The sequence below is a fragment of the Agrobacterium sp. CCNWLW32 genome (assembly GCF_037083425.1).
Lineage (GTDB): Bacteria > Pseudomonadota > Alphaproteobacteria > Rhizobiales > Rhizobiaceae > Agrobacterium > Agrobacterium radiobacter.
The window spans coordinates 149,615-161,688 of record NZ_JBAOJM010000005.1 but is presented as its reverse complement, the minus strand read 5'-3'; the positions used below and the strand labels follow the sequence as shown (position 1 = coordinate 161,688).

Sequence of the window (12,074 nt, the reverse complement as noted above, 5' to 3'; positions counted from 1 at the left end):
AAAAAGAACCAATCGTTTCTGTGGAACGGGAGCAACCATGACGCTGGAGTTCAATCAGATACATCGCAACGACCATCTGCCCGGCCGGATCGCCGCGGAGATCGCGCGCGAAATCAATGATTCGAAGCTCGGCCCGGGCGACAGGCTGCCAACCGAACATGTTCTGGCGAAGACCTTCGGGGTCAGCCGCTCGGTCATCCGCGAAGCGATCGCGCAATTGCGCAACGAGGGGTTTGTCGAAACCCGGCAGGGTGTGGGCGCATTCGTCACCGATCCCCGGCAGAGACTATCCATCCGCATCGAACGCTCCCGGCTGAACGACCCGGAGAATTTCCGCGATCTTTTCCAGCTTCGCATGCCTCTGGAAATAGAGGCAGCGGGTCTGGCCGCACTGCATCGCAGCCCACAGCAACTGACGCGGCTGGCGGCCGCTTTGGAAAAGATGAAAACCGCCGATGACTGGTCAACGGAAGGCGTTGCTGCCGATCTCGACTTTCACCGCATTCTGGCGGAAGCGACGCAGAACGAATATTTTCTGATGTTCCTCGGCTTCATCGCGGAACGCATCAGTTCCGCGATCAACATCGCATTCTCCCGCGCGGTTTTTGGCGAAATTCTCGAGGTGACGATCGCCGAACATGTGGCAATCTATGAGGCCGTCGAGAAGGCAGACGCCGCTGCTGCCAAGAACGCCATGCGCAAGCATCTGATCGGCGCCGCAAGCCGGGTCAATCTCGAACTGGATATCTTCTAAGAGCAGCGAAAGACCACGCCGGCAAAGCTATAGGACAGGTTTACGGCTTTCCGGGAATTGAGACGCGAAAGACGACAAATTTGTCGGCAAGGCCGCTAGACTCGTAGCAAAAGTCATACTAAGAAGAATGGGATTAAGTTGTCAGACATCCAGACAATAAGACCGCAGGAGGCGGCCTGTCGGATGCTGAAGGGGAGGACTACATGACCGGCACAAGGTCCATCGACGCTACTGCAATTTTGCCTGAAGATTTCGAAAACGCGCTGCTCGTCGGCCGCGTCTGGTCGAAAAGCGAGGGCGGCCCCTGCCCCGTCCTGCTCAAGGGCGGCGTGCTTTATGACCTCACTTCGCTTTCCCCGACCATGTCCGAACTTCTGGAAAACACGGATCTGGTGGAGCGGCTCGCCGACACCGGTACATTCGTCGCACTCGGTGCGCTGGAGGCGTTTCTGGACGGTTCCGCCGGCGAACTTCTTGCCCCCAATGACATTCAGGCCGTCAAGGCTGCAGGCGTCACCTTTGCCGACAGCATGCTGGAACGGGTGATCGAAGAGCAGGCCAAGGGCGATCCGCTGCGCGCGCAGGAAATTCGCGGGCGGCTGGCCCCGGTTCTCGGCGACAATCTCAAGGGACTTGAGGCCGGCTCGGAAAAAGCCGCCGAAGTCAAGAAACTGCTCCAGGAAATGGGCCTGTGGTCGCAATATCTGGAAGTAGGTATCGGCCCCGATGCGGAGATCTTCTCCAAGGCGCAGGCCATGGCCTCGGTGGGCTGCGGCGCCCTGATCGGCGTTCACCCGAAATCGCAGTGGAACAACCCGGAACCGGAAGTGGTGCTGGCCATTACCTCCGATGGCCGCATCATCGGCGCAACGCTTGGCAACGACGTCAACCTGCGCGATTTCGAAGGCCGTTCCGCCCTGCTGCTCAGCAAGGCCAAGGACAACAACGCCTCCTGCGCGATCGGTCCTTTCATCCGCCTGTTCGACGGCAACTTCACCATTGAAGATGTGAAGAAGTCGCAGATCTCGCTTCTGGTCGAAGGCGAAGACGGTTTCACCATGACGGGCGCCAGCCCCATGGAGGCGATCAGCCGCACGCCGGAAAACCTTGCGTCGCAGCTTTTGAACCGCAACCATCAATATCCTGACGGTGCCGTCTTTTTCCTTGGCACGATGTTCGCGCCGGTAAAGGACCGCCATGGACCAGGTCTCGGTTTCACCCATTCAAAGGGGGACCGTGTCGAAATCTCCACGCCCAAGCTCGGTAAGCTGATCAACTGGGTCACGACGACTGACGAATGCCCGGAATGGACATTCGGCACCGCGGCCCTGATGCGCAACCTGGCGAAACGAGGGCTGCTCTAGATATTTCTTCGGGAGGGGAAAATGCAAAAGACCATCAATCTCTTTTACCGGATTCTCGAAATCATTCTCGTCCTGCTGCTCGCCGGCATGTCGATCATGGTCTTCGTCAACGTCGTCATGCGTTACTCGATGAATTCCGGCATCAACGTCTCGGAAGAACTGTCGCGCTATTTCTTCGTGTGGCTGACCTTCCTCGGCGCCGTGCTCACCTTCCGTGAGAACAGCCACATGGGCATTGAAACGCTGGTGATGTTCCTGTCGCGCCGTGCCCGCATCGTCTGCATGATCGCGTCGAACATCATCATTCTGGCCTGTTCCGCCATCTTCTTCTGGGGAACCTGGAAGCAGTCAGGCATCAACGCCAGCATGCATGCCCCCGTCACCAAGCTTTCGATGATCTGGGTCTATGGCATCGGCATGTTCACCGGCGGCCTGATGTTCATCATCGCGCTGGAACGCCTCTACCGTCTTTTGACGGGCCGCGTGACAGAGGACGAAATCGCCCAGTTTGCGGGCGAGAACCTGACGATCGAACAGCTTTCGGAGCGCTGATACCATGACACTTCTCGTTTTTGTCGGCTCTCTCCTGGGAGCCATGGCGATTGGCGTTCCCGTCGCTTTCTCGCTGATGTTCTGCGGCGTCGTGCTCATGTGGTACATGGGCATGTTCAACACTGCGATCATCGCCCAGAACATGATTTCGGGCGCGGATACCTTCACGCTGCTGGCCATCCCGTTCTTCATTCTGGCTGGCGAATTGATGAATTCGGGCGGCCTGTCGCGCCGCATCATTGATTTCGCCATCGCCTGCGTTGGTCATATCAGGGGCGGTCTCGGCATCGTTGCCATCGTGGCGGCCATCATCATGGCCAGCATCTCGGGTTCGGCGGCAGCCGATACCGCAGCCCTTGCCGCAATCCTCATCCCGATGATGGCGAAGGCCGGTTACAATATTCCGCGCTCCGGCGGCCTCATCGCTGCAGGTGGCATCATCGCACCGGTGATCCCCCCGTCCATGGCCTTCATCGTTTTCGGCGTCGCCGCAAACGTCTCGATCACCCAGCTCTTCCTGGCAGGTATCGTTCCCGGCATTCTGATGGGCATTTCGCTGATCGTCGCCTGGCTGATCGTCGTTCGCAAGGATGACATCAAGCCGCTGCCGAGAACCACAGCCAAGGAACGTCTCGTCGCAACCGCCCGCGCCGGCTGGGCGCTCGGCATGCCCGTCATCATCCTCGGCGGCATCAAGGCCGGCATCATGACACCGACGGAGGCCGCCGTCGTCGCTGCCGCTTACGCGCTGTTCGTCGGCATGGTGATTTACCGCGAACTGAAGCCGGCGGACCTGTTCCACGTGCTTCTGCGCGCCGCCAAGAGCACCTCGATCATCATGTTCCTCGTCTGCGCTGCACTCGTCTCCGCGTGGCTCATCACGGCGGCGAACATTCCGAACGAAGTCGCAGGCTATATCGAGCCGCTGATCGACCGTCCGATGCTTCTGATGATCGTCATCATGGTGTTGGTCTTCATCGTCGGAACCGCGCTCGACCTGACCCCGACCATCCTGATCCTGACGCCTGTTCTGATGCCCATCATCAAGCAGGCAGGCATCGACCCGGTCTATTTCGGTGTACTCTTCATCATCAACAACGCCATCGGCCTGATTACCCCTCCGGTTGGCGTCGTGCTGAACGTCGTCAGTGGTGTCGGCCGCATCCCGCTCGGCAAGGTCACAATCGGCGTCTGGCCGTTCCTCGTCGCCGAAACCATCGTGCTGGCGCTGCTGGTGATATTCCCTGACATCGTCATGGTTCCGCTGCAGTACCTTCGTTAATCGATACTTTTTCTCGACCACAATCCAAGGGAGGATATTATGAGAAAGCTTCTTCTGACCACTACAGCGATTGCCTTCGCCGTTGGCGCCGCTGCCCCGGCAATGGCCGAATTCAACAGCCGTAACATCCGCGTTTCGAACGGCATCAACCAGGACCACCCGGTTGGCAACGGCATCAAGGCCATGCAGGCCTGCCTCGATGACAAATCCGGCGGCAAGCTGAAGCTCACGGCATTCTGGGGCGGCGCGCTTGGCGGCGACCTTCAGGCAACGCAGGCCCTGCGCTCCGGCGTTCAGGAAGCTGTCGTAACTTCGTCCTCGCCGCTCGTCGGCCTCATCCCGTCGCTCGGCGTCTTCGACCTGCCGTTCCTCTTTGCGAACGACAAGGAAGCCGATGCCGTCATGGACGGCGCCTTCGGCGACATGATGAACAAGAAGCTGGAAGAGCAGGGTCTCGTGAACCTCGCCTACTGGGAAAACGGTTTCCGCAACCTGTCCAACTCCAAGCATGCCGTGAACAAGTGGGAAGATTTCTCGGGCCTCAAGGTCCGCGTGATGCAGAACAACATCTTCCTCGACACCTTCCAGAACCTCGGCGCCAACGCAACGCCGATGGCCTTCGGTGAGGTGTTCTCGGCGCTTGAAACCAACGCGATCGACGCACAGGAAAACCCCTATGTTACGATCGACACCTCCAAGTTCTACGAGGTGCAGAAGTACATCACCGAGACGAACCACGCCTATACGCCGTTCCTCTTCCTCTTCTCCAAGCCGATCTTCGACAGCTACACGCCCGAAGAGCAGACGGCCCTGCGTGAATGCGCAGTCGTCGGCCGTGACGAAGAACGCAAGGTCATCCGCGAACTGAACCAGAAGTCGCTGGAAAAGATCAAGGCTGCCGGTCTCGAAGTGAACACGCTGTCTCCGGAAGAGCAGACCCGTATTCGCGAAAAGTCGATGGTCGTGTACGAAAAGCACAAGGCTGAAATCGGCGCTGACGTCGTTGACGCCGTTCTGGCGGACCTGAAGAAGATCCGCGGCCAGTAATCCTTACCGGATAAAATTGAAAACACCCGGAGGTTCCACCTCCGGGTGTTTTTGTTTGTGAAAATGGCCGACAGAAAAAAGGCTGCCGAAGCAGCCTTTTCAAAAGATCACGCCGTGCGGTTCTGCCGGTTGGCGATGAGGTCTTCGACCACCGCCGGATCGGCGAGCGTCGATGTATCCCCCAGCGCACCAAAGTCGTCCTCGGCGATCTTGCGCAGGATACGCCGCATGATCTTGCCGGAACGGGTCTTGGGCAGGCCCGGCGCGAACTGGATCTTGTCAGGTGTCGCAACCGGCCCGATCTCGTTGCGCACGTGTTTCACCAGCTCCTCGCGCAGCGCATAGTCGCCATTCTGGCCCGCCATCAACGTGACATAACAATAAATGCCCTGTCCCTTGATGGGATGCGGATAACCGACCACGGCCGCTTCCGAAACCTGATGATGCGACACCAGCGCCGATTCCACTTCGGCCGTGCCAAGGCGATGACCGGAAACGTTCAGCACGTCATCGACGCGGCCGGTGATCCAGTAATAACCGTCCTCATCACGACGGCAGCCGTCACCGGTGAAGTATTTGCCCTTGTAGGTCGAGAAATACGTATCGATGAAGCGCTGATGATCGCCATAGACGGAGCGCGACTGGCCCGGCCAGCTGTCGATGATGCAGAGATTGCCGTCAGCCGGCCCTTCCAGCACGTTGCCTTCGGCATCGACAAGTTGCGGCTGCACGCCGAAGAACGGCCTCGTCGCCGAGCCGGGCTTCAGATCGGTCGCGCCCGGCAGCGGCGAGATGAGAATGCCGCCGGTCTCCGTCTGCCACCAGGTGTCGACGATCGGGCTCTTGTCTTCGCCGACCACATGGTAATACCACTCCCATGCTTCCGGGTTGATCGGCTCACCCACCGTGCCGAGAAGACGGATGCTGGAGCGCGACGAGCGCTGAACGAACTGGTCGCCCGCCCCCATCAGCGATCTGAGCGCCGTCGGCGCCGTGTAGAAGATATTGACCTTGTGCTTGTCGATGACTTCCCAGAACCGGCCCTGATCGGGGAAGTTGGGAACGCCTTCGAACATCAGCGTCGTCGCGCAATTCGCTAGCGGCCCATAGACAATATAAGAGTGTCCGGTGACCCAGCCGACATCGGCGGTACACCAAAAGACCTCTCCATCCTTGTAGTCGAAGACATATTCATGCGTCATCGACGTATAGACGAGATAACCACCAGTCGTGTGCAGCACGCCCTTCGGCTTGCCGGTAGAGCCGGAGGTATAAAGGATGAACAGCGGGTCTTCAGCGCGCATCTTCACCGGCGGGCAATCCGGCTTAACGGTGGCGATTTCCTGATGGTACCAGATGTCGCGGCCGGGAGCCCAGCCGGTCTTGCCGCCGGTGCGGCGCACCACCAGAACCTTGTTGACGATGACATATTGCTTGGCGGCGATATCGATCGCCTTGTCGGTGTTTTCCTTGAGCGGGATAGGCTTGCCGCCGCGCACGCCCTCATCGCAGGTGATGACGAAGGTGGACTGGCAATCGACGATGCGGCCCGCCAGCGCTTCGGGCGAAAAGCCGCCAAAGACGACCGAATGGATGGCGCCGATGCGGGCGCAGGCGAGCATCGCATAAGCCGCTTCGGGTATCATCGGCATATAGATGGTGACGCGGTCACCCTTCTTGACGCCGTGCTTCTTCAGCACATTCGCAAGACGGCAGACATAATCATAGAGCTGGTTATAGGTGATCTTCTTGTCGATATAGGGGTTATCGCCTTCCCAGATGATCGCCGTGCGCTCGCCATGCGTCTTCAGGTGACGGTCGATACAGTTATAGGAGACGTTGGTGAGGCCGTCCTCGAACCACCTGATCGGCACCCTACCCTTGAAGGACGTATTCTTGACCTTGGTATAGGGCTTGAACCAGTCGATCCGCCGGCCGTGCTTGTCCCAGAACTTTTCCGGATCCTCGACGCTCTCCTGATACCATTTCTGGTAACGCTCATTGTCGATGAGCGTGCGGGCCTTCGCCGATTTGAGCACCGGGTAGATTTTGGCAGACATGAACTCCTCCTGGAACCAGATATGGCTAGATATGCGTGACCTTGAGACTCCCACCTCAGGCATGTGTTGAATTCATAGCAGTTCAAATGCGCACGGCAATTAGACAAAGGTCATTTGTTTCGCAAAGAATTGCAATTATGATGCAATCCGGTTATAGAGCGCCAATATCCCGGAAATCAGTGGTTGATACCACGCCCGCGACACCGGCGCGGACGGACAGAAGGACTGTATCTATGGCTCAACAATTGCTCATGCCAAAAGCTACGGCTGTATGGCTGGTTGACAACACCGCGCTGTCGTTCGATCAGATCGCCACGTTCTGCAAACTGCATCCGCTTGAAGTCAAGGCAATTGCCGACGGTGAAGCCGCGCAGGGCATCAAGGGCCTCGATCCGATCGCGACCGGACAGCTTTCCCGCGACGAGATCGCCCGTGCCGAAGCCAATCCGAACCATAAGCTGAAGCTTTCCGAGCCGAAGGTCCGCGTGCCGGAATCCAAGCGCCGTGGCCCGCGCTACACGCCGGTTTCCAAGCGTCAGGACCGTCCGAACGCTATTCTCTGGCTCGTTCGCAACCACCCGGAACTGAAGGATGCGCAGATTTCGCGTCTCGTCGGCACCACGAAATCGACGATCGAGCAGATTCGCGACCGTACCCACTGGAACTCGGCAAACCTGACGCCGATGGATCCGGTAACGCTCGGCCTCTGCAGCCAGATCGATCTCGACCTTGAAGTCGAACGCGCCTCGCGCGGCCGCCCGCTGCCGACAGCCGAAGAGCTGGACAACACACTGCAGCCGGCAACCGTGACGGAAGGTCTGGATTACAACTTCCAGCGCGAAGAAGACGAACAGATCGACGCCGATGCGGTCTTCAAGAAGCTCTCCTCGCTGAAATCCACGCAGAAGGACGAAGACGAGGACGATCAGTACTGATCGTCGTTTTCGAATGCTTGAAACCCGGCCTCAGCGCCGGGTTTTTTGTTTATGGCCTTATCGCGTACCGAAGATGGCCGAACCCACACGCACACTGGTCGCGCCGAATTCGACGGCCGTTTCGAAATCCCCGGACATGCCCATGGAAAGCTTCTCAAGGCCGCACTCCCTGGCAAGCTTCGCCAGCAGCGCAAAATGCGGACCGGGATTTTCATCAGCCGGCGGAATGCACATCAATCCCTCAACCTGCAATTTCAGCTCATCCCGGCAAAAGGCCACGAAAGCAACTGTCTCACGCGGATCGATGCCCGCCTTTTGCGGCTCAAGCCCGGTATTGACCTGAACATAAAACCGGAGGCTGCGGCCCTGTTTGGCGCATTCCTCGGCAAGCGCGCGGGCGATCTTTTCGCGGTCGACGCTCTCGACGACATCAAACAGCGCCACGGCATCCGCCGTCTTGTTGGATTGCAACGGGCCGATCAGACGCAACTCTATGCCGTCAGTCTTCTCTTTGAGTTTCGGCCACTTGCCCTGCGCTTCCTGCACGCGGTTCTCGCCGAATACGCGCTGGCCGGCATCGATGACCGGCTGGATCGCCTCCGCATCGAAGGTCTTCGAGACCGCGACAAGGGCAACATCCGCAGGCTTGCGGCCGGATTTTTCCGCGACATCACCAATGCGCTGCCTGACATCCTCAAGACGTGCTTCGATTTCCATCACAAGACCTTCATTTGAACCATTCGCAACGCTAACTAGACGCCGATTGCCTTGATGCCAAGCGGGTTTAGCACCATTTGAGGCACGCTGGCCAAGATTGAACGCCCGAATGCCCCGCCAAACTTGACGCCCCGGTCGTTTCATGGTGAAGGTCAGCGCAAATTTTTCCCCTCGATACCCGGAATTCTAAACAATGGCCATCGAACGTTACAATCCTCGCGACGCCGAGCCGCGCTGGCAGCAGAAATGGAACGAAGACAAGGTTTTCGTCACCGACAACAGCGATCCGCGTGAGAAGTATTACGTTCTAGAGATGTTTCCCTATCCGTCGGGACGCATCCATATGGGCCATGTCCGCAACTACGCCATGGGCGACGTCGTCGCCCGCTACAAGCGTGCCCGTGGTTTCAACGTCCTGCATCCGATGGGCTGGGACGCCTTCGGCATGCCTGCCGAAAATGCCGCCATGCAGAACAAGGTTCATCCGAAGGATTGGACCTACCAGAACATCGCGACCATGCGCGGCCAGCTGAAATCCATGGGCCTGTCGCTGGACTGGACCCGCGAATTCGCCACCTGTGACGTGGAATATTACCATCGCCAGCAGGCGCTATTCGTCGATTTCATGGAAAAGGGTCTCGTCTATCGCAAGCAGTCCAAGGTCAACTGGGACCCGGTCGACCACACCGTGCTGGCCAACGAGCAGGTGATCGACGGTCGCGGCTGGCGCTCCGGCGCGCTGGTGGAACAGCGCGAACTGACGCAATGGTTCTTCCGCATCACCGATTTCAGCCAGGACCTGCTGGACGAGCTGGATACGCTGGATCAATGGCCGGAAAAAGTGCGCCTGATGCAGAAGAACTGGATCGGCCGCTCTGAAGGCCTGTCGCTGCGCTGGCAAACCGTCACTGACACGGCGCCGGAAGGTTTCTCCGACATCACCGTCTATACGACGCGCCCGGACACGCTGTTCGGCGCATCCTTCCTGGCGATCGCCGCCGACCATCCGCTGGCGCGGGAACTGTCTGCGCAGAATCTTGCGATTGCCGAGTTCTGCGACGAATGCCGTCGCCATGGCACCTCCTTGGCAGCGCTGGAAACCGCGGAAAAGAAGGGTATCGATACCGGCGTCAAGGTCGTGCACCCGCTGGACCCGACATGGGAACTGCCGGTCTATGTCGCCAACTTCGTATTGATGGACTATGGCACCGGCGCGATCTTCGGCTGCCCCTCCGGCGACCAGCGCGATCTGGATTTCGCCCGCAAATACGGCCTGCCGGTCGTCGCCGTCGTCGCACCGGAAGGTCCGGATGCCGCAAGCTTCACCATCGAAGACACCGCCTTCACCGATGATGGCGTGATGATCAATTCCGGCTTCCTGAACGGCATGAATACGACGGACGCTTTTGAGGCGGTCGTGCAGAAGCTCTCTGCTGAGATGCTGGGCAACACGCCGCAGGCCGAGCGCAAGGTCAATTTCCGCCTGCGCGACTGGGGCATTTCCCGCCAGCGTTACTGGGGTTGCCCTATCCCGGTCATCCATTGCGAAGTCTGCGGCGTGGTGCCGGTTCCGAAAAAGGATCTGCCGGTCAAACTGCCCGACGACGTGACTTTCGATGTGCCCGGCAACCCGCTGGACCGGCACCCCACATGGCGCCATGTCTCCTGCCCGCAATGCGGCCATGACGCACGCCGCGAAACGGATACGATGGATACATTCGTCGATTCCAGCTGGTATTACACGCGCTTCACCGCGCCGTGGGAAGACGCACCGACCGACCCGAAGGTCGCCAACCACTGGCTGCCGGTGGATCAATATATCGGCGGTATCGAGCATGCCATCCTGCACCTGCTCTATTCGCGCTTCTTCACCCGTGCGATGCGCGAAACAGGGCATGTGGATGTCAAGGAACCCTTCAAGGGCCTGTTCACCCAGGGCATGGTGGTCCACGAGACTTACAGCCGCGGTGAAGGCACAACGCGTGAATGGGTGCCGCCTGCCGAACTGCGGATCGAGGAAAACGACGGCGCGCGCCGCGCCTTCCTGCTCTCTTCCGGCGAAGAGGTGAAGATCGGCTCCATCGAGAAGATGTCGAAGTCTAAGAAGAACGTGGTCGACCCTGACGATATCATCGCATCCTACGGGGCGGATACCGCGCGCTTCTTCGTTCTCTCCGATTCGCCACCTGATCGCGACGTCATCTGGTCTGAAGCCGGTGTGGAAGGTGCAAACCGATTCGTTCAGCGCGTCTGGCGGATCATTGGCGAAGCAGCCGAACAGTTGAAGGACGTGAAGCCGAAGCCGGCAACCGAAGGCGAAGGGCTGGCAGCCTCCAAGGCGGCTCACAAGACGCTGAAGGCTGTTCAGGAAGATCTGGACAAGCTCGCCTTCAACAAGGCCATCGCCCGCATCTACGAACTGGTCAATGCGCTGGCCGGTCCGCTCGCCGATGTTGCTTCTGGCGGAAAGCCTGACGACGTCAAGGCAGCGGCGCGCGACGCCGTCGAAATCCTCATCCGCATCATTGCCCCGATGACACCGCATCTGGCGGAAGAATGCTGGTCGGCGCTGGGCAATACGGGCCTCGTGGCCCAGACACCATGGCCAAGCTTCGTCGCTTCGCTGGTCGAGGAAAACGACGTGGTCATGCCCGTGCAGGTCAATGGCAAGAAGCGTGGCGAATTGACAATCGCGCGCGATGCGGATCAAGATGCGGTCCGAACGGCCGCCCTTGCCCTGGATGCCGTCAAATCGATTCTTGCCGGTGGCGAGCCCAAAAAAGTCATCGTGGTTCCGCAGAGGATTGTGAACATTGTTGTCTGACGTTTTTTCAAGATGGAGCCGCGTCGCGGCAGCGATTTCCGTCGTGACGATGGCTGGTCTTCTGGCGGGCTGCCAGGTGCGCCCGCTTTATGGTGAGGCTTCCGGAACCAAGGAGAGGCTGGCGGCCGTCAGCGTCTCCGAGACCGGTGGCAGGGTCGGGCAGGAAGTCCGCAATCAGCTGATCTTTCTGATGGCCGGCGGCGCGGGCCAACCGGCCACGGCGCAATATAACGTCAAAGTTTTTGTAAGCTCGAGCGCCACGTCAACGGAAGTGCAGAACTACGACCTGACGACCCGGGCGAACAACAATTACGACGGCCCCTATCCCGGCCGTGTCGTGATGAGCGGTCAATATGTGCTGACGCGCGTTTCCGACGGTCAGATTCTGCGCTCTGCACGCCGCAGCGTGACGGCGCAGGTGGACTTGCCGCAGCAGGAATTCGCCAAGATCCGTGCAACTCGCGACGCCGAGAATCGTGCCGCCCGGGAACTGGCTGAAATCATCCGCACCGATATCGCCGCCACACTCGGCCGCTGAG

General features: G+C 59.2%; 10 protein-coding genes. 8 read left to right on the top strand and 2 right to left on the bottom strand.

What is annotated here, in order from left to right; all coding sequences use genetic code 11:
- The first annotated feature begins 37 nt into the window (after positions 1–37).
- The 5 genes from V6R85_RS13560 (at position 38) to V6R85_RS13540 (ending at position 4,999) form a co-directional block, all read left to right on the top strand.
- Positions 38–754, top strand: coding sequence for a FadR/GntR family transcriptional regulator (locus tag V6R85_RS13560; RefSeq protein WP_003505172.1), 717 nt, complete (start codon positions 38–40; stop codon positions 752–754).
- Between the two features lie 203 nt (positions 755–957).
- Entirely contained in the window at positions 958–2,118 is a 1,161-nt protein-coding gene (locus V6R85_RS13555) for a fumarylacetoacetate hydrolase family protein (RefSeq protein ID WP_003505175.1), read from the top strand.
- A gap of 21 nt (positions 2,119–2,139) precedes the next feature.
- The gene (locus tag V6R85_RS13550; protein ID WP_003505177.1) at positions 2,140–2,670 is read left to right on the top strand and encodes a TRAP transporter small permease; all 531 of its coding nucleotides are present in this window, start codon (positions 2,140–2,142) and stop codon (positions 2,668–2,670) included.
- Positions 2,671–2,674: 4 nt separating this feature from the next.
- Positions 2,675–3,952, top strand: a complete 1,278-nt coding sequence (locus V6R85_RS13545) for a TRAP transporter large permease (protein ID WP_003505178.1) — start codon at positions 2,675–2,677, stop codon at positions 3,950–3,952.
- A 39-nt stretch (positions 3,953–3,991) separates the two neighbouring features.
- Positions 3,992–4,999 (top strand): TRAP transporter substrate-binding protein, encoded by a 1,008-nt coding sequence (locus tag V6R85_RS13540; protein WP_060727351.1) that lies wholly within the window; start codon positions 3,992–3,994, stop codon positions 4,997–4,999.
- 107 nt (positions 5,000–5,106) lie between these two features.
- Here V6R85_RS13540 and acs read toward each other — a convergent pair whose 3' ends face one another.
- Positions 5,107–7,059: an acetate--CoA ligase gene (gene acs, locus V6R85_RS13535; protein ID WP_111834622.1), complete on the bottom strand. Its 1,953-nt coding sequence runs from the start codon at positions 7,057–7,059 to the stop codon at positions 5,107–5,109.
- A 233-nt stretch (positions 7,060–7,292) separates the two neighbouring features.
- Between acs and V6R85_RS13530 the strand changes: the two genes are divergently transcribed.
- The gene (locus V6R85_RS13530) at positions 7,293–7,994 is read left to right on the top strand and encodes a DUF1013 domain-containing protein (protein WP_026363744.1); all 702 of its coding nucleotides are present in this window, start codon (positions 7,293–7,295) and stop codon (positions 7,992–7,994) included.
- Positions 7,995–8,051: 57 nt separating this feature from the next.
- Here V6R85_RS13530 and V6R85_RS13525 read toward each other — a convergent pair whose 3' ends face one another.
- Complete coding sequence (locus tag V6R85_RS13525; RefSeq protein WP_162691890.1) at positions 8,052–8,711, bottom strand: YggS family pyridoxal phosphate-dependent enzyme; 660 nt, start codon at positions 8,709–8,711, stop codon at positions 8,052–8,054.
- A gap of 193 nt (positions 8,712–8,904) precedes the next feature.
- Between V6R85_RS13525 and leuS the strand changes: the two genes are divergently transcribed.
- Positions 8,905–11,535, top strand: a complete 2,631-nt coding sequence (gene leuS, locus V6R85_RS13520) for a leucine--tRNA ligase (RefSeq protein WP_111834620.1) — start codon at positions 8,905–8,907, stop codon at positions 11,533–11,535.
- Complete coding sequence (gene lptE, locus V6R85_RS13515; RefSeq protein WP_003505190.1) at positions 11,528–12,073, top strand: LPS assembly lipoprotein LptE; 546 nt, start codon at positions 11,528–11,530, stop codon at positions 12,071–12,073. The genes leuS and lptE overlap by 8 nt, the downstream gene beginning before the upstream one ends.
- Position 12,074 lies beyond the last annotated feature (1 nt).